We start from the raw sequence: 21,123 nt of genomic DNA on the forward strand, positions 1-21,123 counted from the left end.
GGCGGCAATGCGCTATAAAAACTATGTATGGCCCCACAATCCCAGGGTGTATTCCATCGCCTTCAAGCGGAAGGTAGGGGCCAGAGAGGTGCCCTTCGGCCACTATGCCCTGCAGGATCTGGGACCCTCTTACCGCATCATGCGAGGAGAAGGAGAGTTTATGGGGGAGGGGGCCTACGATGAGTTCAAGAAGCTGGCCACCGTCTTTTACAACGAGGGGCCGGGTATCCTGGTCCATCCGGTATGGCAGACGGCCAACGCCTATTTTGTGGAGCTCTCCCTCAGTCAGGAGCCCAGAGCGGACTATGTGAAGTACACCTTCACTTTCTGGGAGGAGTTCGGCGGGCACAGCACGGGCACCCGAGTGACCACCACCTCTGGCGGAACGACGGGAGGGACTGCCCAGGATGGTTCCACCGGCAAGCAGTGGTACACCGTGGTACGGGGGGACACCCTATGGGGCATCGCCCGGCGGCATGGGGTTGGTCTGAGTAAACTGATTGCCCTCAATCCCCAGATCAAAAATCCCAACCTGATCTATCCGGGCCAGAAAGTGCGGGTGGCGTGATGGAGGCTGTACTGCACGGCTGGAATAAGAGTCAGATCGCCCTGCCCCAGATAACGGAATGGAAGTTTCAGTATGGGCTGGGCACCCCCTGCGACAGCTTTGAGGTGCGCTGCCTGTGGGAGCCGGAAGAGGATTTGCTGGCGGAGGCGGTGCGCTTTACCGCTGATGAGAGCGGCCAGCGGGTATTTACCGGCGTGGTGGACGAGTGCGAGCGAGGCTGGGACGAACAGGGTGGTTTTTTGACCATATCTGGTCGAAGCATGGCGGCTCGCCTGCTGGACAACGAGGCCCTGGGTATGGACTACCAGGTGGCCACCTGGCAGGACATCCTGCGGGACCATGTGACCCCCTACGGGGTGGAGGCGGCGCCGGGGGCCAAGCTTACCGCCGTACCCGGTTTTTCCGTGGCGGTGGGAAGCAGCGAGTGGCAGGTGGTCTATGAGTTCTGCCGGTATTACGGCGGGATCACCCCCCGGTTCGACCGGTTGGGGCGGCTGGTGGCGACTCCCTGGGAAAGCGGGGAGAAGCTGGTGCTGTCCGAGGACACGGGAGTGACCGCCCTCACCCTGCGGGATCAGCGGTACGGCGTGCTGTCCCAGATCCTGGTGCGGGACAGAACCACCGGGGCGGTGCAGACGGTGGAGAACCAGGGCTTTGCCCGGCGGGGCGGAAGGTGCCGGAGGGTGCTTACCATGCCGGGGAAGAGCAGCTATCAGACCATGCGCTATTCCGGCAGCTACCAGCTGGAGCGGTCGGCGGAGGAGCTGCGGCAGCTGGAGCTGGAATTGCCCGGAGCCTTTGTGGCCTGGCCGGGAGAGCTGGTGGAGGTTCACCTGAACAAACCGGTGGGCCGGGGTACCTGGCGGGTAGCCGAAATGGTAAGCGGAATGGATGAAAATGGGACCTATACCCGGCTGGTGCTGGGGGACCCGGCGGCATTGAAGTAGGAGGGAAGCGAAATGTGGCTGGCGCAGCAGCAGCGGCGTAGAAGCAAAGATGGCGGCTCTCAGGTGGGCACCGTTACCCTGGGGGGCGACCCGGCGGGGGTGTGCCTGGACGGAGAGCGTCGGGACCTGCCGGTATTTGCCCCCGGCGGCTATGTATGGCGGCCCATGCGGGGGGAACAGGTGCTGGTCCTTAAGACCGGCGCCGACGGCGAGGCCCCCTGCGTGGCGGGGGCGCGGTGTGCTGAGAAGTACGGCGTAGCGGAAGGTGAGGTGCTGCTCTACAGCGGAGGCACCTCCATTCGCCTGGGCCGGGACGGCACGGTGTCCGTGACCGGCAAACTGCTGGTCAACGGCAAGGAGGTCATGACAAGGGAGTGAGCGGATGGAACTGATGGTACGGGACGGCGACTATGTGCCCGACGAGGGGGGCGGCTACCGGAGAGCGGAAGGCGGCCAGGAGTTGCTCCAGCGGGTGCTGTGGAAGCTGTCCATTCCCCGGGACAGCTTCCCCTTTCTGCCCAACCTGGGCAGCCAGCTCTACCAGCTGGGCCGCTGCAAGCCCGCCCAGCGGCAGAACCTGGCCCGGCAGTATGTGGCCCAGGCCCTGGAGGATGAGCCTGACCTGACGGTGACCGCCGTGAGCCTGGAGGAGGACGGCACCATGGAGGTGGCGCTGGCGTGGCAGGGGGAGGAGCTGAAGCTGACGGTTGAGACGGGAGGGATTTGGTGAGATCCATTGACGATATCTATGGAGAGATGACGGCTATCTTTGAGCGGGAAACCGGCGTGGCGCTGGCCGGAGACGGAGATATGGCGGTACGGCTGTACGCCGTGGCTGCCCAGATCTACGCCTTATACATCCAGGCCGACTGGGTGAACCGCCAGTGCTTTCCCCAGAGCGCGGAGGGAGAGTATCTGGACAAGCACGCCCAGCTGCGGGGACTGGAACGCCGTGGGGCCGTGGCGGCGGAGGGGACCATTCGTTTCCAGACCGACAGCGCCGCCCAGGCCGATCTGACCATCCCGGAGGGGACGGTGTGTATGACGGCGGGGCTGATCCGCTTTGAGACCACTCAGGAGGTCACCCTCCAGGCCGGTGAGACACAGGTGGACGCCCCGGCAACCGCCCTGGAACCGGGGACGGCGGGCAATGTGGCGGCGGGTACCATCCGGGCCATGGCGGTGGCCCCGGTGGGGATCAGCCGGTGCACCAACCCGGAGGGTTTTTCCGGCGGCCTGGATGCAGAGGACGACGAGACCCTGCGGGCCAGAGTGCTGGAGACCTTCCAGCGGATGCCAAACGGCGCCAACGCCGCCTACTATGAGCAGAGCGCCATGTCCTTTCCTCAGGTGGCGGCTGCGGCGGTGGTGTCCCGGCCCAGAGGGGTGGGCTCGGTGGACGTGGTGGTGGCTACCGCTGCCGGAGTGCCCGGTGAGGAACTGCTGGAGGAATTGCAGGCCTATTTTGAGCAGCGGCGGGAGATCGCCGTGGATGTGCAGGTGCGTGCCCCAGAGGTACAGAATGTGGATGTGACTGTTCAGATCCAGGCAGCGGCCAACCGGGACGGGGAGACGGTGCGGCAGAGTGTGGAACAGTCCATTCGGAGCTGGTTCAACGGCCAGCGGCTGGGCCAGAGTATCCTGCGGGCCAAGCTGGGCCAGCTGATCTATGAGGTGGACGGGGTGGAAAACTACACCATCGCCGCTCCCGCCGCTGATGTGACAGTGGAGCGCGATGTGCTGCCCCAGCTGAACAGCCTCTCGGTCACCCGGTCGGAGGGGACGGCATGAGCGGATACGCACAATATCTGAAGGAACTGCTGCGGCCCCTGCGGGTATACGAACTGGAGGGTACTGCCAACGGCGGGGAGCTGGAGGCCCAGGGTCAGGCGCTGGACCGCGTGGAAGCCGGTCTGGAGGAGATCCAGCGGGAGATGCTGCTCTCCACGGCGGAGGACCGGGGGCTGGAGGCTGTGGAAAGCCTGCTGGCCCGGCGGCCGGTGACCACCGATCTGGAAATGCGGCGGGCGGCTTTGGCCGCCTTGCTCCGCATCGGCGGGGACAGCTTTACCCTGACGGCTATCAATGACAATCTGAAAGGCTGCGGCATCAACGCTCAGGCCCGGGAGACCGGGAAGGCGGGACAGGTGGAAGTCTACTTCCCTGATGTGCCCGGAATCCCCGATGGGTTTGAAGAGTTGAGGGAGATCATTGAGAGTATTCTGCCTGCCCATCTGGGGATTGAATATGTGTATTGGTACATCACCTGGGGCGGGATGGAAGAAAAGTTCTCTACCTGGGGAGAGATCGAGGCCCTGGGACCCACCTGGGAGGAACTGGAGAAAATGGTGGAATAAAAGGCGGCCCGCATTCTGCGGGCCGTCTTTTGACACTTTAGGAGGTGGGGGAATCCTGGCAGACCAGATTGCCGTCGGCGTCATAGCCCTGACACCAGGCCAGCCAGACCGCACCGCTGTCATCGGATGGGCCGGGTGCCAGGGTGGAGGGAGCAACCCACACGCCGTCGGCCACCTGGGTAAAGGTGGGGGAGACGCCGCGGCTGTCGATGGCGGCCTGGGGATCGGCCCGCTCACTGGTACCCAGAGAGATTAGCTGGGCCTCCACCCGCACCACCCTGGGGTCGGTGCAGATCACCACAGGGGTGGCCTCATAACCAAGACCAATATCGGGTTGAGAGCCGAACAGATTGCAGTAAATGGGATCTTCCAGCTGGGTGAGATCCAACTGCCAAAAGGGAAGGGTATCCGCAGGCCGCCACAGGAAACCGGCCAGCCGATCCAGGGTATAAAACTGCACGGTGTCCCCCTGGCGGCCCACAAACCACCAGGTGTTTTTTGGTACATAGTCACCCCGGATCTCCTGGTATTGGATGGGGCCGGAGGCCAGGATGGTGTTATCTATCACATAGTGTTCCCGGTTCAGACGCCCACACGCGGCGGCGGAGGAGGGAAGGGGGGTATCCAGGGCTACCCAGGCGGAGAGCAGTCCCAGGCACAGCAGCAGGATGCTCAAGGCCCAGCGGATGCGGGGTAAGGTGTAATAGCGGAAATGGGTCATGACAGCGGCACCTCCTCATCCAGCTCAATGCGGAGTATGACCTGGTCGCCGGGTTTGCCCAGCGTGACGGTGAACCATTGGGCGCCGGGGGTGGGATTGGTGATGGCGAGATACCCGCTGGCGGTCAGAGGCGAGGTGGACAAGGTGAAGCAATAGGCCTCTCCGGTGGCGCCGGTGGAGTCGATCCAGGTATACGGTACCTCGTACAGCTCCAGGTTATCCAGCCACAGCTGCCAGTGGGAGACTGAGAGGGAGGCCTGGACCTCCAGCCGGGAGGGGAAATTCGGGTAGTCCGGCGTGCGAACCAGGGCTGCGTCGTGGGCAGTTATGGTATAGCCGCCCACTGTTCCGCCGCCGGAGGCGGAGCCGGAGACCACCAGGGTCTCATTGACTTGAGCGGGAAGGGTACAGGAGGGTGGGAGCAGGGAGTCATGGGCGAACAGGCCGGTCTGATGCAGGCCGCTGGCCACGGTGCTGACCAGAATGAGCATGATGCCCAGCACGGTGAACAGGGCCGTCAGGCCGGGAAACAGGGGGCTGTGGCAGCGGTCCAGCTCATGGCCGATCTGATAGGGATCTCCCATAGCCTCCACTGCCCGGTGTGCGGCCTCCTCGGGTTCCATGCCCTGTTCCTCCAGTGCGGCGGCGTGGTCCTCCAGATGGGCGGTCAGCTCCTCCCGGGCCAGACGCTGGGCCAGCGGCAGACGGATGACAGAGCACACCTGGTCGCAGAATTGTTCAAATGGCTGGCACAAGGCGGATTCACCTCATTCCCTGTCTTCGGTGGGATCGTAGGAGCAGACCAGATTGCCGGCGGCGTCGTAGCCCTGGCAGAAGGCCACGAAATGGCCGCCGTTCTTGGGGGATGCCCAGGGGATCAGGACATAGGGGGAGGGACCGACCCATACCCCATCTCCCGCCTTGGTAAAGGTGGGGGAGACTCCGCGCTGGGCGATGGCGGCCTGGGGATCGGCCCAGTCCTCTTCCGACAGGGCAACCAGTTGGGCCTCCACCCGCACCACGGCGGGGTCTGCGCAGAGGAGGATGGGGATAACCTTATAGGCATCCAGGCCGGGGGGACCATCCATGGAGGTCAGCTGAAAGACATCAAAGGTACATCCCATGGGCTGATCCTGGAGGGAGAGCTGATAGGAAAGGCCATTGGCAGCGCGGTCCAATGGGCGCCAGAGGAACCCAGCCATCCGCTCCAGCACCTGGAGCTGAAAGCGATCACCGCTGCGGCGTATGAACCACCAGCAGTCCCGGTCGGTATAATCACTTTTGATAATGATCCCTTCCTCCGTCATATCAATGGGGCCGGAGGCCACGATCTCGCCGCCGGAGCTGTAGTTTTCCCGATCTATCCGGGCGCAGATGGCGGCCGGGGAGGGGAGCGGGGCATCCAGTGAAAGCCACAGGAAGAAGAGACAGAACAGAGCGGCTATGATACTCAGGACCAGCAGGAGGCGGGGCAGAATGTAATAGCGAAAGTGTTTCATGCCGGAGGCACCTCCTCATCCAGAGTGATTTCAAGGGTGCATTGATCGCCGGGCCTGCCCAGAGTGACGGAGAACCAGCTGCAGCCGGGGGTGGGGGCCTCCAGAACCAGATGCCAGTTCTGGGCAAGGAGGGTGGAGTCCGTGGAATAACAGGAGACCGTACCGGAGGCACCGTCGGAGTCGGTCCAGATGGCAGGGATGGCGGGGGTCAGGTGGTCCAGCCAAGGCTGCCAGTGGGAGACGGTGACGACGGCCTGGATCTCCAGCTTGGAGGGACGGAATTTGGTGCTGGGGCGGTGGACCAGAGCGGCGTCTTTGGCCTGGATGGCATAGCCGCCCACATGGCCGCTGCCCTGGGCTTCTCCCTCGCAGAGCAGGTCTCCATCGTTCCAACCGGGCAGGGTGGGAGGGGGCAGCAGTACGGTTTCATAGCGGAAGAGACCAGTCTGATGCAGAACGCTGGCGCAGAAGCCGATGAGAAAGAGGGCGCAGGCGCACAGGGCAAAGATTTTGGACAGCCGGGGGAGCAGTGGGCTGTGACAGCGGTCCAGCTGGCGACCGATCTCTTCCGGATCTCCCATGGCCTCCACAGCCTGGACTGCGGCCTCCTCAGCAGAGATCCCCTTCTCCTCCAAAGCGGCGGCGTGGTCCTCCAGGTGGGCGGTCAGCTCCTCCCGGGCCAGACGCTGGGCAGGGGGCCAGCGGATAGATGCACACACCTGATCGCAGAAGTGCTCGAAGGGCGGCTTCATAGGAGACTCACCTCATTCCGAATTTGTGGGATCGTAGGAGCAGACCAGATTGCCGTCGGCGTCGTAGCCACGGAGCCAGATGGACAGGGTGCCGCTGTGACCGCTGCCGTCAGGCAGGGCGGGAGTGGGAGAGGTAACGGGCTCTCCCGCCCACACGCCATTTCCGGCGGAGGACCAGGAGATGGATACGCCCCGGTCAGCCAGGGCCTCCTGGGGATCCTCCCAGTATCCCAGCCACAGAAACTCCCCCTCTACCCGGATTACCGCGGGATCAGTGCAGATGGCCAGCGGGATCAGTTCGCTTTCTATGACCGGATGAACAGAGGCGGGGTCGGTATCGTCTATGTAGGAGTAGAAGGAGTTGGCTGTGTGCCAGGGGTAAAGGGTATACTCGTCCAGCCCAGGGAGAATGTGCAGATCATAGCCGGGTACCGTCCACAGCAGACCGGCAGTGCGCTTTAAGTTGGCCACGGCGTAAGTGTCGCCGGAGCGAAGCACTGCCCAGGCGTCGGTATCCGGTTCGGCTTGATTCAGTCGGACAGGACCGGAGGCCACCACTTCCCCGCCGGTAAAGCCGTTGGCGGGACCGGCCTGGGCGCAGGCCAGGCCAATGGTGGGCATGGGCCGCTCCAGACTTACCCACAGCAGGAACAGGGCGGCCAGCAGAGCCAGGGTACTGAGGGCCAGCAGCAGCCGGGGCAGGATCACATAGCGGAATCGACTCACAGCGGGGGCACCTCCTCCTGCAAGGTGATGTAGATGGTAACGCTTTCCTCTGGGGTGTTAAGGGTAAGAGTAAATTGTCGGGCGCCGGGTGTGGGATTTTGGAGCTCCAGTACGGTGGAGCTGCCTAGCAGGCTGTGCTTCACCGGCTCGGAAATGATGGCTGAGCCGGTGCCGCCGGCATCATCGGTCCAGGACAGTTCGCCCCGCAGGAAATTCAAGGGCGGCTTCCAGAATTGCCATTGGGTGATGTTGAGGGGGCACTGGAGCAGGTATTCCTGCCGCGGTTTTTCTTCCGGGCAGGCCAGGGAGAGGAGGACCAGGCCGGCCTCTCCCGAAGGCGAGATATGATAACCGGACAGTTGGCCGCCGCCCACGGCGGAGCCGGAGACCTCCAGTGTACCGCGGTCCTGATCGACCAGGGATTCCGGCTGGGGAAAGACACCAGAGAGGGCGAAGAGGCCGGTACCTGCCCGAAAGCCGATCACCAGACTCAGGAGCAGCACCGCCAGAGCCGACAGGGCAAAAATGCGGGACAGTCGGGGGACCAGGGGGCTGTGGCACTTGTCCAGTTGATGCCCCAGCTTGTAGGGGTCCCCCATGGCTTCCACCGCCCGGCGTGCGGCATCCTCGGACTCCATGCCCTGTTCCTCCAGCGCGGCGGCGTGGTCCTCCAGATGGGCGTTTAATTCTGCCCAGGCGGCATACCGGGCGGGCTTCCAACGAATCAGAGAGCACACCTGATAACAGAAGGTATCAAAGGGTTTGGAGGCCATACACTCACCTCAATTCATAGCGGGTCGTCCAGGATTCCGGTTCGGGGGATTGGTAGATCAGCTTTCCGTCAGCGTCGTAGCCGCGGAGGCGGATACGGTCCATTTGATAGGCGGGGAGCAGGTTTCCGGTGAGCTGAAACCAGAAGCAGCCCTCTGCCACCGGGCCCTGGCGGAGGGTATTCAGGTCATAGACCCTGCCGGCGTCCGACTCGGAGAGCAGCACCGGGTATTCCACCTCCACCTGGACAATGTCCGGGTCGCCGGCCAACACCAGAACAACACCCAGATTGTGGGGTGTGACGGCACTCAGCGGCTGTTCCGGGTCCCGGTAAAGGGATACGAGCGTGCCGGAGTCCCAGAGCAGCCCTTCCCGGGACAGACCGCACCAGGCGTACCAGTTTCCCATGCGCAGCAGGTACTGGCGGTCGTAGAGAGGGCCGGACCCCAGATCGGCCACCACCTGGCCGTCCTCCCAGTAATACCGGGTCTGGGTGGCCCGCAGGGCCTGTCTGGCGGTAAACATGGGGAAATCCAGGGTGACAGCCAGGAAAACCAGAGTGAGCAGCAGAATCACAGCGTCCCGCAGGATGCGCCATTTGCGGCCCCGCTGGGAAATAGGACGTTCAGCCATCTGCTTCGCCTCCCTTCAGCGGAACGGTGAGGGAGAGACGGACCTCTCCATAGCGGTCGAAGCGGAAGGTCAACTGGGTGGCTGCCGGGTCCACGTTGGTGACGGTGAGGCAGTAATGAGTGGCAAAGGGGAAATCACCCATGGGGGTGCTGGCCTGCACTCTGGAAAAGACGGTTTCGTCCAGAGCCTGCCGCTCTCGGGTAGAGGGATAGCGGTTGCCCACATCGTCCTCCGCCCACAAGTCATAGCCAAAGGCGGGACAGCGCAGCCAGGGGTTGGATTGCGTTACCTGAAGGATACAATCCACATAGCGGGCGCCGGAGTAGTTCTCAATGCCGACCTGTTTTATGGTGTAGGTATAGGGCGGGTCCTGATAGACAGCATTGGTCTCATACTGAGCCACAAGATTGTCCGGGTGGATATGCCGCTCAAAGTAGAGGGCGGGATCGCTGCTGACAGAATCGGGCTTGCCGGTCAGGTTCTCCAAGGTGCCGGGCAGGTGGAACAGGCAAAATATAACGATGATGGCCGACAAGAACCAGACAACCGCCTGAAACCAGATTTGGAACCAGCCCAGCAGGGGACTGTGGCTTTCATTCAGGGCCCGGCCCAGTTCTTCCGGGTCTCCCATGGCACTCACTGCCGCCGCTTCGGCCTCCTCCGAGGTTAGGTCGGGGCGGGCCTCCAGCAGGGCGTCCCGGTGGTCTTCCAGGTGGGCTGTGAGTTCGGCGGTAATGGCGTCGTGGTCGGGGGAGAAGCGGACAAAGGCGCACACCTGTCTGCAAAATGTCTCGCAGCGATTGGAGGCCATACACTCACCTCAGTTCATAACGGGTCGTCCAGGATTCCGGTTCAGGGGATTGGTAGATCAGCCTTCCGTCGGCGTCGTAGCCCTTGACCTGGAGGTCCTCCGGAAAGACGAAGCCGGGGCCTGACGTATAGGAAATCAGGAAGCAGTTCTCCGTGCTCTGGGTCTGGCTGGCGGAGAGCAGGGTGTAACCCTGTTTTGTTTCAGCAGAAATGGGGAACGTGATCTCCACCTGGGCGATCTCCGGGTCGTTGGAGATCACCAGTACCGCACCGGTTCTCCAGTCGCTGACCACCAGAGGCACCAGAGGGAGGTTGGGGTCATTTTTTACCGCGTCCAGGCCGCCGGTCTGCCAGAACAGGCCGTAGTGGTTGACGCCGCACCAGGCGTACCAGTCCCCGTGGCGGAGAATGTAATAGCGGTCGTACTGGCCAATCTTGACTTTGTTGGCCTCCCGGGAATAATCCAGGGTGGTGATGACCTCCCCGGGACCGAAGAAATAGCGGTCCTGGGTGGCCTCCAGAGCCTGTTCGGCGGTGAGGATGGGAAAGTCCAGCCGGAGCACCAGCACCACCAGGACTATTGCCAGCAGCAGGGCGTCCCGGAGGATGCGGCGCTTGCGCTGGGCGGGGGTGACGGAGCATCTGGCCATGTCAGTCCCCTCCTTTCAGCGGCAGGGTCAGAGAGATGGCGTTCTCTCCGAAGCGGTCAAAGCGGAGGGTGACGGAGGTAGCCTCTGGATGGATACCGCCCACCCACAGATCGTAGTAGGAGGCGAAGGGATAGATGGCGGTAGGATTGCCGGAGGAATCCCCGGCGGAGGTGGGCAGCTGGTACAGCTCCTGCTGGCCTCTGGAGGGGTAACGGTTGCCCAGATCGTCCTCCGCCCACAGCCATTCCCGAAATTCCGGCCCCCGCTGCCAAGGATTGGGGTGGGTCACCTTCAGCAGATAGTCCAGATGCAGGGCCTCGTCTCTGTATTCGCTGGCCTCTGTGCGGGTAACAACTGCCCGCTGGATGGAAAAGGTGTAGCCCTCATATTGCCAAACAGCCCCAGGGGTGAAATCGGCCACCACGTCGTACTCGTCATAATGCTCCAGAAGATAGCCCATCCCCACGCCGTCGTAACTGGGGGGCGCGATCAGGTTGGTAACCGTTTCCTTTGCCTGGGGCAGGGCAAAGAGCAGGATGAGGATGGCCAGAGTCCACACTACCCGGCGAAACCAGATCTGAAACCAGCCCAACAGGGGATGATGGATCTGATCCAGCCAGCGGCCCAATTCCTCCGCATCCCCCATGGCCCGGACGGCTCTGGACTCGGCGTCCCGCAGGGTCATGTTTGGATAGGCCTCTAGCAGGGTGTCCCGGTGCTCCTCCATGTGGCCGGTCAGCTCTGCGGAAATGGCGTGGTGGTCGGGAGAGAACCGGACGAAGGAACATACCTGACCGCAGAATTGGTCTATGGTGAGCCGGGGGCCGCCGGGAGCGTCCATCAGGCCATGGCCGGGGCAGACCCGGCCAACACCGCGTTCACCGCCTGGGAGAAGGTGGTCCACTCCTTCTTCTTCTCATCCAGCAGCCGAAAGCCCTTTTTTGTAATGTGGTAATACTTGCGGGTGCGGCCGGTAGGGGCCTCCTTCTCGTAGGACTGGACCGCTCCCTCCTTCTCCAGGGTGTGGAGAATGGGGTAGAGGGTGCCCTCCTTCATGGAGAAGGTGTTGTCGCTTTTGGCCTCCAGTTCGGCGATCATCTGGTAGCCGTACTTGTCCTCTCCAGACAGGAGAGAGAGTACCAGCAGGGTGGTGCTGCCAGACAGCAGGGATTTATCCGCTTTCATGGGAAACCTCCTTTCAGATCAAAAACAATACCTCGGGTTTCTAGGTATATTATACCTAGAAACCCGAGGTATGTCAACAGAGGTTTTATTTCATCCGGCTGCGAAGGGGCCGGCCAGACAAAAAGCGGTCCAGATTGTCCAGAAATAGGGCCTGAAGCTGGTCCAGAGTGACCTGCATATGGTTATAGCCGCCGGCGGTGTGGGGGGTGATGAGGGCCCGTGGGGTGTCCCAGAGGGGATGCTCCGGGGGAAGAGGCTCCGGGTGGGTAACATCCAGTCCGGCTCCCAGCAGATGCCCCTGGGACAGGACTTCCGCCAGGGCGGCGCAGTCAATGGCGGAGCCCCGGCCGGCGTTGAGGAGGACGGCATCGGGCTTCATCAGCAGCAGGCGGCGGCGGTCCATGAGCCCGGCGGTATCCCTGTTGTGGGGGAGAACCAGAGCCACCACGTCGGCCTGGGGGAGCAGACTGTCGATGGCGGACAGGGGGAAAGTCTGGTCGAAGTCCTCCACGGGAGCGTCGGAGCGGTGGAGGCCCATAACGGTTTTGGACCCCAGCGCCCGGCACAGACGGGCAAAGTGGCGGCCGATGTCGCCGGTACCCCCTACCAGAACGGTCTGCCCCCGCAGGGAGCGGACGTGGCCTAAATCGGCCCAGGTGCGGGTGTTTTGTTGGTCCCGGTAGGCGGGCAGGCGTTTATAGATGGCCAGCAGCATGGCCAGCAGATGCTCAGAGACAGCGGGACCGTAGGCTCCGGCGGCGCAGGTGAGGAGCACTCCCTCGGGCAGTACACCGGGGACCAGATAGGGGTCCACTCCGGCGTTCCAACTCTGGACCCATTTCAGTTGGGGGAAGGTTTTGAGATCTGCCGGGGGGACAAAACCCATGAGGATGGTGGTGCGTTCCCGCCAGTCCTGGGGGATGGCCGCCGACCCCCGACGGTCGCTGGTGGGGAGAAAGAGGTGCTCCTCGTTGGGAGCGGCGGTACGGAAGCGGTCCTGCTCTTCCAGGGTGAGGGGAAGCAGGTGGAGAATGGTTTCCATAGGATAAGCCTCCAGATATGGATAATGTAGAAAAGAGGGCTGGTTGGAAAACCAGCCCTCTTAAGCAATTACTTAATGGTAATGAGCAGCTCGCCGGCCTTGACAGAGCCGCCTGGCCCGCACAGACTTGCCTGTGCGGGAACCCGTGAGAATTTAAATCAGGTATCACGGAGCGGAAGTGAATCCCGCCCCGCTCCGCCGCAAAAGCGGCGGTTCGCTGCGCTCACAGGAAGGCGGCGAGGTGTTGAAAAGCCAAGGAAACCGGTCTTACTTAATGGTGATCAGCAGCTCGCCGGCCTTGACAGAGCCGCCTTCCTTGATGAGTACCTCGTCCACGGTACCCGCCATGCGGGCTACCACGGAGGTCTCCATCTTCATGGCCTCGATGACGGCCAGGACCTGGTTTTCCTCCACCTTGTCGCCGGGCTTGACGTTCACCTTGGACACCATGCCGGGGATGGAGGCGCCCACCTGGCTCTTGTCGGAGGGATCGGCCAGATTGACCTTGCGGGCCTGGGCGGTGGCGCTCTTGTCGGGCACGGCCACCTCGCGGCGCATACCATTGAGCTCGAACTGCACGTTGCGGGTGCCGTCCTCGTTCAGGTCGCCCAGACCCATATACTTGATGACCAGGGTCTTGCCGTCCTCGATGTTGATCTTGTTGGTCTCGCCCAGAGCCATGCCGTTGAAGAACACATGGCTGCCCATGCGCATGATATAGCCGTACTCCTGACGGTGACGGTAGAAGTCCTCCACCACCTTGGGATAGAGGCACCAGGAGATGACGTTGTGGTCGGAGGCGTCGGGATAGAACTTGCGGACCTCCTCCCGGGCCTTCTCAAAGTCGATAGGCTCCAGCAGCTCGCCGGGGCGGCAGGTAATGGGCTTCTCGCCCTTGAGGACCACCTTCTGCAGATCCTCGGGGAAGCCCCAGGCGGGCTGGCCCATCATGCCCTTGAAGTAGCTGACCACGGAGTCGGGGAAAGTGAGGGCCTCGCCCCGCTCCACGATATTCTCGGGAGTCAGGTCGTTCTGCACCATGAAGATGGCCAGGTCGCCCACCATCTTGGAGGAAGGGGTCACCTTCACGATGTCGCCCAGCATATGGTTGACGGTCTTGTACATCTCCTTGACCGCCTCGAACTGGTGGCCCAGGCCGATGCTCTCCACCTGGCTCTTCAGGTTGGTGTACTGGCCGCCAGGCATCTCGTAGCGGTAGATGTCGGTGGAGGGGTTCTTGATGCCCGCCTCAAACTTACTGTAGCGCAGGCGCACGTCGGCCCAGTAGTCGGACAGCTTCTGCAGCTTGTCGCCGTCCAGGCCGGTGTCCCGCTCCTGGCCGTGGAGGGCGGCCACCACCGCGTTCATGGAGGGCTGGCTGGTCATGGAGGACATGGAGTCGATGGCGCAGTCCACAATGTCCACACCAGCCTCGGCGGCCATCAGATAGGCGGCCACCTGGTTGCCGGAGGTGTCGTGGGTATGCAGGTGGATGGGAATGCCGATCTCCTGTTTCAGGGTGGACACCAGCTTCTTGGCAGCGTAGGGCTTCAGCAGGCCGGACATATCCTTGATGCACAGCAGGTGCGCGCCCCGCTTCTCCAGCTCCTTGGCCATGTTGACGTAGTACTCCAGGGTGTACTTATCCCGCTTGGGGTCCAGGATGTCGCCGGTGTAGCAGATGGTGGCCTCGCACAGCTTGCCCTGCTTGAGGACCTCATCCATGGCCACTTCCATGCCGGGGATCCAGTTCAGGGAGTCAAAGATGCGGAACACATCGATGCCGCCGATGGCAGCCTCCTTGATGAAGGCGCGGATCAGGTTGTCGGGGTAGTTGGTGTAACCCACAGCGTTGGCTCCCCGCAGCAGCATCTGGAAGGGGATGTTGGGGATCTTCTCCCGCAGCAGCCGCAGACGCTCCCAGGGGGACTCGTGGAGGAACCGGTAGGCCACATCGAAGGTGGCGCCGCCCCACATCTCCAGGGAGAAGCAGTCGTTGAGGATCTCGGCGGTGCCCTCGGAGGCCTTCAGCATATCGCGGGTACGCACCCGGGTGGACAACAGAGACTGATGGGCGTCCCGCATGGTGGTGTCGGTGATAAGCAGCTTCTTCTGGTCCAGCACCCAGTCCCGCACCGCCTCAGGACCCTTGCTGTCCAGCAGCTGCTTCAGGCCGGTGCACTTGGGCGGGGTGTTCTCGTAGGGCGGGAAACGGGGGATGTCATGCTGAGGACGCTCGGCAGAGGGGGAGTCCACCTGGATCTGGGCAATGTATTTGAGGATCTTGGTGGCGCGGTCCCGTCCGGTGTCGATATCGAAGAGCTCGGGAGTCTCGTCAATGAACTTGGTGTGGCAGGCTCCCGCCCGGAAAGTGGGGTGAGCCAGAATGTTGGTGACGAAGGGGATGTTGGTCTTGACGCCGCGGACATGCTCCTCGCTGATGGCACGCATGGCCTTGCGGCAGACGCCCTCGAAGGTGTTGTCCCAGGAGGTGACCTTCACCAGCAGGGAATCGTAGTAGGGGGAGATCTCAGCGCCGGTGTAGGCGTTGCCGCCATCCAGACGGACGCCGAAACCGCCGCCGGAACGGTAGGCGGTGATCTTGCCGGTGTCGGGGGCAAAGTTGTTGGCCGGATCCTCGGTGGTCACCCGGCACTGGAGGGCATAGCCGTTCATGTGGACGGCATCCTGAGAGGGAATGCCGATCTCCGGGGTGGAGAGGGGATGCCCCTCGGCGATGAGGATCTGGGCCCGCACCAGGTCCACGCCGGTGACCATCTCGGTGACGGTGTGCTCCACCTGGATACGGGGGTTCATCTCGATGAAGTAGTGATCGCCGTTCTTGTCCACCAGGAACTCCACGGTGCCGGCGGAGACATAGCCCACGTGCTTGGCAACCTTGACGGCGTCCTCGTACAGTTTCTGGCGGGTGGCCTCGGGTACGCTGAAGGCGGGAGCAAACTCCACTACCTTCTGATAGCGGCGCTGCAGGGAGCAGTCGCGCTCACCCAGGTGGACCACATTGCCGTGCTTGTCGCCCAGGATCTGCACCTCGATGTGCTTGGGCTCCACCAGGTACTTCTCAATGAAGATATCCTCGTTGCCGAAGGCCTTCTTGGCCTCGCTCTTCACCAGATTGAAGGCGGGGATGACCTCCTCCGGCTTGTCGCAGCGGCGCATACCGCGGCCGCCGCCGCCGCCGGCTGCCTTCAGAATGATGGGGAAGCCGTAGGAGATGGCCTTCTCCAGGGCCTCTTCCCCGCTTTTCAGGGGTTCAGAGGAGCCGGGGATGGTGGGCACATTGCAGGCCTTGGCGATGGCCTTGGCGGTGAGCTTGTCGCCCATCTGAGCCAAAATTTTGGAGGAGGGGCCAATGAAGGTGATGCCGGCGTCCTCGCAGGCCTTGGCAAAGTCGGCGTTCTCGCTCAAAAAGCCGTAGCCGGGATGGATGGCGTCCACGTTGCGGCGCTTGGCCAGATCGATGATGGAGGGAATGTCCAGATAGGCCCCCAGGGGGGACTTGTTTTCTCCGATGAGGTAGGCCTCGTCCGCCTTGGTGCGGAAGAGGGAGAAGGTGTCCTCGTTGGAATACATGGCCACCGTGTGCAGGCCCAGATCGTAGCAGGCCCGGAATACCCGGATGGCGATTTCGCCCCGGTTGGCCACCAGGACTTTGTTGAACTTACATTCCGCCATGCTGTCCTTCCTTTCTGAATCAATGTCATCATAATCTGTCATAAACCCCCGCGTATCAGATACGGCGGGGGAAGGCGCGCCCGGCATCCCGCCAGGCTGTAATTCCAGTCATATGTGTAAGTGTATTATATCTGTACGCTAAAGTTTTTGCAATCATTTTTTGGCGGAATTGCAATTCTTGGCGGGAACAACAGGAATTGCAGGGGCCGCTTGCCGGGAAATAGGAAATATGCTACACTGAATTATGCAAAAGAGGTGAGATCATGTCGCTGACATTAAAGACTGGCGTGGAGGCCCTGCCTGGGGTGGGACCAGCCCGGGCCAAAGCGCTGGCCCGGCTGGGGCTGACTACCGCGGGTGATCTGCTGGGCTACTATCCCCGGGACTACGAGGACCGGCGGAAGAGCGCTTCCATCGCCTCGGCGCCGGCGGATGTGCCGGTATGCCTCACTCTGATGGTGGCCGAGCCGCCCCGGCTCTCCCGCATCCGAAAGGGGCTGGAGCTGGTGAAGGTGCGCATGGTGGACGATACCGGCAGCCTCACCGCCACCTTTTTCAATCAAGCCTATTTGAAGGATGCCCTGCGGACGGGGGAAACTTACGTCTGTTTCGGCAAGGTGGAAGGTGAGGGCAGCCGGCGGCAGATGACCAACCCGGTGTGCGAGCGGGTGGATCGGGTGCGCTTCACCGGCGGCATTTTGCCGGTATATTCCCTGACCCACGGGGTGTCCAACAACCTGCTGGCGGGGCTTACCCTCCGGTGTGTGGAGGAGTGTGCCGCCCAGGTGGAGGAGAGTCTGCCCCATGACCTGCGGCAGGCCCACCAGCTGGCCGAGGCCGAGTTTGCGGTCCGCAATGTCCACTTCCCCGCCGATGAGGATGCCCTGGCGGTGGCCCGTCGTCGGCTCATCTTTGAGGAGCTGTTCTACCTCACCTGCGGCATGGCCCTGCTGCGTACCCGGCGGGACAAGGCCGCAGGGCTGCCCTTTGAACAGTTCCCGGAGGAGAATTTTCTGAATCTGCTGCCTTTTGCCCTCACCGGGGCACAGCGGCGGGTGATTGGGGAGATGACTGCGGATCTTACCTCAGGCTCCCCCATGAACCGGCTGGTCCAGGGGGACGTGGGCTCGGGCAAGACCATGCTGGCGGCCTATGGAGCCTGGCTGGCGGCGAAAAACGGGTACCAGTGTGCCCTGATGGCTCCCACCGAGCTGTTGGCTGAGCAGCACTACCGCTCTTTGGCTCCCTTGCTGGAGCGGGCCGGGCTGCGGGTGGGGCTGCTCACCGGCGCGGTGAAGGGCAAGGCACGCAAGACGGTGTATGCCGCCCTGGAGCGCGGCGAGCTGGATCTGGCCATCGGCACCCACGCTCTTTTGAGCGAAGGGGTGACCTTTGCCAGATTGGGTTTGGTGGTCACCGACGAGCAGCACCGCTTTGGCGTGGGTCAGCGGGCTGCCCTGGCGGCCAAGGCCAACGGCACCCCCCACGTGCTGGTCATGTCGGCCACACCCATCCCCCGTACCCTGGCCCTCATCATTTACGGCGACCTGGACGTGTCGGTGGTGGACGAGCTGCCTCCCGGCCGCTCCCCGGTGGAGACCTATGTGGTGGGAGAGGACAAGCGGCAGCGGATGTACAATTTTGTGCGCAAGCTGGTGGGAGAGGGCCGTCAGGCCTATATTGTCTGCCCTGCTGTGGAGGAGGGAGAGACGGATGGAGAGGAGCCGGGTCCCGGCAGCCCGGCGGCTGACCTGAAGGCCGCCGTCACCTACGCCCAGACCCTCCAGACTCAGGTTTTTCCCGACCTGCGGGTGGGACTGGTCCACGGAAAAATGAAGAGCAAGGAGAAGGACACGGTCATGACCGCCTTTGCCACCGGGGAGCTGGATGTGCTGGTGTCCACCACCGTCATCGAGGTGGGGGTGGATGTGCCCAACGCCGCCCTGATGATCGTGGAGAACGCCGACCGCTTCGGCCTTTCTCAGCTCCATCAGCTGCGGGGCCGGGTGGGCCGTGGCAGGCACCAGTCTTACTGCGTGCTGGTCACTTCCACCCGCAGCCAGGACAGCCGGGAACGACTGCGGGTCTTGTCAAAAACCAACGATGGGTTTAAAATCGCGGAGGAGGATCTGCGCCTCCGTGGCCCGGGCGACTTTTTCGGCTCCCGCCAGCACGGCCTGCCTCAGCTGGGTATTGCCGATCTGGCGGGGGATATGCGGGTGCTGAAGGAGGCTCAGACTGCCGCCGAGGAGCTGCTTCGCTCCGATCCCGGCCTGATTCTGCCGGAGCACGCCGGACTGCTGGGGCGGGTAAAACGCCTCTTTGCCGAGCAGGGGGACGTATTCAATTAACAGAAAAGGAACGAAACTGTTTTATGGACCGTATGGAAGAAACCAAGGGTCTGCGTGAGCGGACCGATATCCACTTTAACTGCTGCCAGTCGGTGCTGGTGCCTTTTGCAGACCAGTGCGGACTGAGCAAGGAGGCGGCCTATCAGCTGGGGGCCCACTTCGGAGCCGGCATGAAGCACGGCGGCACCTGCGGCGCGGTGACCGGGGCCCTGATGGCCCTGGGTATGGCGGAGGCCGACAACAACGCCGCTCTGGAGCTGATGCGCCGGTTCCGGGCGCACAATCAGGCTCTGGACTGCGCCACCTTGCTGCGGTTGGCGTCCGAGCGGGGCGAAGAACGCAAGTGCCACTGCGATCGGATGGTATATGAAGCGGTGGAGCTGCTGGAAGAGCAGCTGGAGCAGAAATGAGCATGAAAAGGGGCTCGGCCTGTTCACACAAAACAGGCCGGGCCCCTTTTTGTCGGTTTAATTCAAAGAAAGCACGATGAGGGTATCCAAAGTGGTGACATGGTAATCCAGAATCTCCAGCTCCACCTGATCGAAGGGATAGTCTTTCAGGGGAATGGACTCTTCAAAGATGCCCTCGACCTCCGTGCCGCTCTCATCCATGGCAATGGTGTGGGAGGCCATATTGAAGTCGTATTCGCTCCCGTCGGGTGCCCGGCAGGTGGGACCCACCACCTGGCGGAACATCATGCCGTCCGCCAGGGTGGGGGCCCGGAAGGTGAGGGTGGGGATACCGTCTATTTCCTCGATGCGGGCCAGGGTGATGCCGTCGGGCAGAGGATCGGTCCGGCCGGTGGTCAGATCCACCGTGACCCAGTGCTCCTCCTTGTCCTGCCAGATGGCCCCTTCGATATGGAGGGTCAGGTGCTGGGCATCCTCAAAATAGCTGCTCTCGAAGCGGTAAGAGGTGACCCGGGGGGAGCCGCCGGAGCCGTGGGCAACCAGCCCCTGGGGCCGGTCATAGCGCACGCCCTTGTCGTCCTCCAGCCAGCAGCTCAGGCTGTGGAGTTGGGCGGCGTTGGCTTCGTCCTCCTGGATGTCCACCCGGACGTGGGTGGGGTAGATCTCCAGTCCCACCACCTTCAGCTGCTGGCCGTCCAGGGTAAAGGGCTGGTCCAGGGTGATCTGGCTGCCCTGGCTGGTAAAGTTGGGATCGAATTGCAAGGTAAAGGAGAAGTTGGCCACCGCTTCCGGCTCGGCGGGGGAATCATCCCACAGGCCGGAACCTTTCGACGGAGCAGCGGCTTCGGTGTCGTCTGCCGCCCACACCTTGTAGTCCAGAATCAGGGTATCGGGGACGTCCTCCTCCTGGAAGTCGATGGAGATCCGCCGCAGCCCCTTCGGGTCGCTGGGGGTCTGGGGGAAGGAGAGGCTGACGGAGGCCTGCTGGCCGTCGGCCATACGGATATCCCCGGAGCCGTCCAGATGGGAATAGCGGTCGCTGTGGAGGGAGAAAAAGACGTTGACCTGCTTCTGATCCACGATAAGATACTCCACTGTCATAGTCACGTCGCTGTCGGTCTGGCTCTGTGCTACCCGCTGGACGTATTCGTGCTCAATGGCGGCTTTCAGGCTGGGGGAGAAGGCAACGGCGGCGGTAAGCTCCTTCAGGATGGGGATGTTGGAGCAGGCCAGGGCAAAGGGGGTCACCAGGTTGACCAGCAGCACAAAGACGGCAAACATAGCGGCCACGCTGCTGGCGGGGGCTGCGATCCAGCGGCTCAGCCGGCGGCGCCGACATCTGGCTCTGGCCCGGGGCAGGGCGGACTCCAGCCCGGGGGGCGTCTGCTCCAGCTCATCCAGGAGCAGGCGGTATTCTTCCATACGGTCCATGGTTCAAGCCTCCTCGCTTAATTCCAATTTCAGCAGGGACAGGGCTTTGCGCTGCCGGGTGGAGACGGTGCCGGTTGGGATATCCAGGGCTTCCGCTGTCTCCGCCAGGGTGAGACCCTGGAAGTAGCGCAGGATGATGACTGCCCGCAGGTCCCGGGGCAGGCGGCCCACCGCCTCTCTCAGTGGCAGGGCATCGTAGGCCTCGGCCGAAGTCTCGGGCAACTCCTCCACCGCCAACTCCCGCTTGCGGCGTCGGAGCTCGGCGTTGCAGGCGTTGATGAGAATGCGGGTGAGCCAGGTATTGAAGTGTTCCGGCTGGCGCAGCCGCCTATAATGCAGCAGCCCCAGATAGATGGCCTCGTCCACCGCATCCAGGGCATAGGCCTCGCTGCCCAGATAGAGCCAGGCGGTGCGGTACAGCCGGGGCTTCAGGGCCTCGGCACGGGTCGCAAATTCCTGTTCGGTCAAGGGTGGCGCCCCCCTTTCTGCCTATTAGAGTATTTGGCGGGCCCTTTTCATTGCGTGGCGCGAAAAAATCAGCCGCGCCGCAAATTGCATCTGCGGCGCGGCTGTT

The 21,123-nt window shown here is 62.7% G+C and carries 23 protein-coding genes; 8 read left to right on the forward strand and 15 right to left on the reverse strand.

What is annotated here, in order from left to right:
• Positions 1-7 precede the first annotated feature (7 nt).
• From safA to WHJ28_RS10195, 6 genes are read left to right on the forward strand one after another with little or no spacing between them, the layout of a single operon-like run.
• Entirely contained in the window at positions 8-568 is a 561-nt protein-coding gene (gene safA / locus WHJ28_RS10170) for a SafA/ExsA family spore coat assembly protein (RefSeq protein WP_425461129.1), read from the forward strand.
• A complete protein-coding gene (locus WHJ28_RS10175) occupies positions 568-1,515 on the forward strand; it encodes a hypothetical protein (protein WP_340042022.1) in 948 nt (315 codons plus the stop codon). The genes safA and WHJ28_RS10175 overlap by 1 nt, the downstream gene beginning before the upstream one ends.
• Positions 1,516-1,527: 12 nt before the next feature.
• Positions 1,528-1,893: a hypothetical protein gene (locus WHJ28_RS10180; RefSeq protein WP_340042023.1), complete on the forward strand. Its 366-nt coding sequence runs from the start codon at positions 1,528-1,530 to the stop codon at positions 1,891-1,893.
• 4 nt (positions 1,894-1,897) lie between these two features.
• Positions 1,898-2,245, forward strand: a complete 348-nt coding sequence (locus tag WHJ28_RS10185) for a hypothetical protein (protein WP_340042024.1) — start codon at positions 1,898-1,900, stop codon at positions 2,243-2,245.
• The gene (locus tag WHJ28_RS10190) at positions 2,242-3,306 is read left to right on the forward strand and encodes a baseplate J/gp47 family protein (RefSeq protein WP_340042025.1); all 1,065 of its coding nucleotides are present in this window, start codon (positions 2,242-2,244) and stop codon (positions 3,304-3,306) included. Before WHJ28_RS10185 ends, WHJ28_RS10190 begins: the two co-directional genes overlap by 4 nt.
• The gene (locus WHJ28_RS10195; protein WP_340042026.1) at positions 3,303-3,872 is read left to right on the forward strand and encodes a DUF2313 domain-containing protein; all 570 of its coding nucleotides are present in this window, start codon (positions 3,303-3,305) and stop codon (positions 3,870-3,872) included. Before WHJ28_RS10190 ends, WHJ28_RS10195 begins: the two co-directional genes overlap by 4 nt.
• 37 nt (positions 3,873-3,909) lie before the next feature.
• Here the strand turns inward: WHJ28_RS10195 and WHJ28_RS10200 are convergent, their stop codons facing one another.
• The 13 genes from WHJ28_RS10200 to WHJ28_RS10260 all read right to left on the reverse strand — a co-directional run bounded on the left by WHJ28_RS10200 (position 3,910) and on the right by WHJ28_RS10260 (position 16,357).
• Positions 3,910-4,593 (reverse strand): hypothetical protein, encoded by a 684-nt coding sequence (locus tag WHJ28_RS10200; protein WP_340042027.1) that lies wholly within the window; start codon positions 4,591-4,593, stop codon positions 3,910-3,912.
• Positions 4,590-5,348: a permease prefix domain 1-containing protein gene (locus WHJ28_RS10205; protein ID WP_340042028.1), complete on the reverse strand. Its 759-nt coding sequence runs from the start codon at positions 5,346-5,348 to the stop codon at positions 4,590-4,592. Before WHJ28_RS10205 ends, WHJ28_RS10200 begins: the two co-directional genes overlap by 4 nt.
• A 12-nt stretch (positions 5,349-5,360) precedes the next feature.
• Positions 5,361-6,092: a hypothetical protein gene (locus WHJ28_RS10210; protein WP_340042029.1), complete on the reverse strand. Its 732-nt coding sequence runs from the start codon at positions 6,090-6,092 to the stop codon at positions 5,361-5,363.
• Positions 6,089-6,844 carry a permease prefix domain 1-containing protein gene (locus WHJ28_RS10215; protein WP_340042030.1) on the reverse strand — a complete coding sequence of 252 codons (756 nt, stop codon included), beginning with the start codon at positions 6,842-6,844 and terminating at the stop codon, positions 6,089-6,091. The genes WHJ28_RS10210 and WHJ28_RS10215 overlap by 4 nt, the downstream gene beginning before the upstream one ends.
• A gap of 12 nt (positions 6,845-6,856) precedes the next feature.
• A complete protein-coding gene (locus tag WHJ28_RS10220; RefSeq protein ID WP_340042031.1) occupies positions 6,857-7,570 on the reverse strand; it encodes a hypothetical protein in 714 nt (237 codons plus the stop codon).
• Entirely contained in the window at positions 7,567-8,343 is a 777-nt protein-coding gene (locus tag WHJ28_RS10225) for a permease prefix domain 1-containing protein (protein ID WP_340042032.1), read from the reverse strand. Before WHJ28_RS10225 ends, WHJ28_RS10220 begins: the two co-directional genes overlap by 4 nt.
• 4 nt (positions 8,344-8,347) lie before the next feature.
• Positions 8,348-8,974 (reverse strand): DUF5044 domain-containing protein, encoded by a 627-nt coding sequence (locus WHJ28_RS10230; RefSeq protein WP_340042033.1) that lies wholly within the window; start codon positions 8,972-8,974, stop codon positions 8,348-8,350.
• On the reverse strand, positions 8,967-9,785 hold the full coding sequence (locus WHJ28_RS10235) for a permease prefix domain 1-containing protein (protein WP_340042034.1): 819 nt from the start codon (positions 9,783-9,785) through the stop codon (positions 8,967-8,969). Before WHJ28_RS10235 ends, WHJ28_RS10230 begins: the two co-directional genes overlap by 8 nt.
• 4 nt (positions 9,786-9,789) lie before the next feature.
• A complete protein-coding gene (locus tag WHJ28_RS10240) occupies positions 9,790-10,434 on the reverse strand; it encodes a DUF5044 domain-containing protein (protein ID WP_340042035.1) in 645 nt (214 codons plus the stop codon).
• Position 10,435: 1 nt separating this feature from the next.
• Positions 10,436-11,338 carry a hypothetical protein gene (locus WHJ28_RS10245; protein WP_340042036.1) on the reverse strand — a complete coding sequence of 301 codons (903 nt, stop codon included), beginning with the start codon at positions 11,336-11,338 and terminating at the stop codon, positions 10,436-10,438.
• A complete protein-coding gene (locus WHJ28_RS10250; RefSeq protein WP_087269425.1) occupies positions 11,275-11,619 on the reverse strand; it encodes a PadR family transcriptional regulator in 345 nt (114 codons plus the stop codon). Before WHJ28_RS10250 ends, WHJ28_RS10245 begins: the two co-directional genes overlap by 64 nt.
• Positions 11,620-11,704: 85 nt before the next feature.
• On the reverse strand, positions 11,705-12,661 hold the full coding sequence (locus tag WHJ28_RS10255) for a D-2-hydroxyacid dehydrogenase (RefSeq protein ID WP_340042037.1): 957 nt from the start codon (positions 12,659-12,661) through the stop codon (positions 11,705-11,707).
• Between the two features lie 267 nt (positions 12,662-12,928).
• Positions 12,929-16,357 carry a pyruvate carboxylase gene (locus WHJ28_RS10260; RefSeq protein WP_340042095.1) on the reverse strand — a complete coding sequence of 1,143 codons (3,429 nt, stop codon included), beginning with the start codon at positions 16,355-16,357 and terminating at the stop codon, positions 12,929-12,931.
• A 263-nt stretch (positions 16,358-16,620) separates the two neighbouring features.
• On the opposite strand from WHJ28_RS10260, the gene recG reads away from it, so the two are divergent.
• Both recG and WHJ28_RS10270 read left to right on the forward strand, forming a co-directional pair.
• Positions 16,621-18,708, forward strand: a complete 2,088-nt coding sequence (recG, locus tag WHJ28_RS10265) for an ATP-dependent DNA helicase RecG (protein ID WP_340042038.1) — start codon at positions 16,621-16,623, stop codon at positions 18,706-18,708.
• 23 nt (positions 18,709-18,731) lie between these two features.
• Positions 18,732-19,118 (forward strand): C-GCAxxG-C-C family protein, encoded by a 387-nt coding sequence (locus WHJ28_RS10270; RefSeq protein WP_340042039.1) that lies wholly within the window; start codon positions 18,732-18,734, stop codon positions 19,116-19,118.
• Positions 19,119-19,175: 57 nt separating this feature from the next.
• On the opposite strand, the gene WHJ28_RS10275 is transcribed toward WHJ28_RS10270, so the two are convergent.
• A complete protein-coding gene (locus tag WHJ28_RS10275; RefSeq protein WP_340042040.1) occupies positions 19,176-20,549 on the reverse strand; it encodes a DUF4179 domain-containing protein in 1,374 nt (457 codons plus the stop codon).
• A gap of 3 nt (positions 20,550-20,552) precedes the next feature.
• Positions 20,553-21,017: a sigma-70 family RNA polymerase sigma factor gene (locus tag WHJ28_RS10280; RefSeq protein ID WP_340042041.1), complete on the reverse strand. Its 465-nt coding sequence runs from the start codon at positions 21,015-21,017 to the stop codon at positions 20,553-20,555.
• Positions 21,018-21,123 lie beyond the last annotated feature (106 nt).

It is taken from the genome of Flavonifractor porci (genome assembly GCF_037572415.1).
In the GTDB taxonomy this organism is placed as follows: domain Bacteria; phylum Bacillota; class Clostridia; order Oscillospirales; family Oscillospiraceae; genus Flavonifractor; species Flavonifractor porci.

Bases quoted from the DNA above. Each gene is read 5' to 3' on its own strand.
- WHJ28_RS10195 (WP_340042026.1), top strand. From the start codon at position 3,303: ATGAGCGGATACGCACAATATCTGAAGGAACTGCTGCGGCCCCTGCGG.
- WHJ28_RS10215 (WP_340042030.1), bottom strand. From the start codon at position 6,844: ATGAAGCCGCCCTTCGAGCACTTCTGCGATCAGGTGTGTGCATCTATC.
- WHJ28_RS10200 (WP_340042027.1), bottom strand. From the start codon at position 4,593: ATGACCCATTTCCGCTATTACACCTTACCCCGCATCCGCTGGGCCTTG.
- WHJ28_RS10270 (WP_340042039.1), top strand. From the start codon at position 18,732: ATGGACCGTATGGAAGAAACCAAGGGTCTGCGTGAGCGGACCGATATC.
- WHJ28_RS10260 (WP_340042095.1), bottom strand. From the start codon at position 16,357: ATGGCGGAATGTAAGTTCAACAAAGTCCTGGTGGCCAACCGGGGCGAA.
- WHJ28_RS10175 (WP_340042022.1), top strand. From the start codon at position 568: ATGGAGGCTGTACTGCACGGCTGGAATAAGAGTCAGATCGCCCTGCCC.
- WHJ28_RS10210 (WP_340042029.1), bottom strand. From the start codon at position 6,092: ATGAAACACTTTCGCTATTACATTCTGCCCCGCCTCCTGCTGGTCCTG.
- safA (WP_425461129.1), top strand. From the start codon at position 8: ATGCGCTATAAAAACTATGTATGGCCCCACAATCCCAGGGTGTATTCC.
- recG (WP_340042038.1), top strand. From the start codon at position 16,621: ATGTCGCTGACATTAAAGACTGGCGTGGAGGCCCTGCCTGGGGTGGGA.
- WHJ28_RS10250 (WP_087269425.1), bottom strand. From the start codon at position 11,619: ATGAAAGCGGATAAATCCCTGCTGTCTGGCAGCACCACCCTGCTGGTA.
- WHJ28_RS10275 (WP_340042040.1), bottom strand. From the start codon at position 20,549: ATGGACCGTATGGAAGAATACCGCCTGCTCCTGGATGAGCTGGAGCAG.
- WHJ28_RS10240 (WP_340042035.1), bottom strand. From the start codon at position 10,434: ATGGCCAGATGCTCCGTCACCCCCGCCCAGCGCAAGCGCCGCATCCTC.
- WHJ28_RS10235 (WP_340042034.1), bottom strand. From the start codon at position 9,785: ATGGCCTCCAATCGCTGCGAGACATTTTGCAGACAGGTGTGCGCCTTT.
- WHJ28_RS10255 (WP_340042037.1), bottom strand. From the start codon at position 12,661: ATGGAAACCATTCTCCACCTGCTTCCCCTCACCCTGGAAGAGCAGGAC.
- WHJ28_RS10230 (WP_340042033.1), bottom strand. From the start codon at position 8,974: ATGGCTGAACGTCCTATTTCCCAGCGGGGCCGCAAATGGCGCATCCTG.
- WHJ28_RS10185 (WP_340042024.1), top strand. From the start codon at position 1,898: ATGGAACTGATGGTACGGGACGGCGACTATGTGCCCGACGAGGGGGGC.
- WHJ28_RS10225 (WP_340042032.1), bottom strand. From the start codon at position 8,343: ATGGCCTCCAAACCCTTTGATACCTTCTGTTATCAGGTGTGCTCTCTG.
- WHJ28_RS10180 (WP_340042023.1), top strand. From the start codon at position 1,528: ATGTGGCTGGCGCAGCAGCAGCGGCGTAGAAGCAAAGATGGCGGCTCT.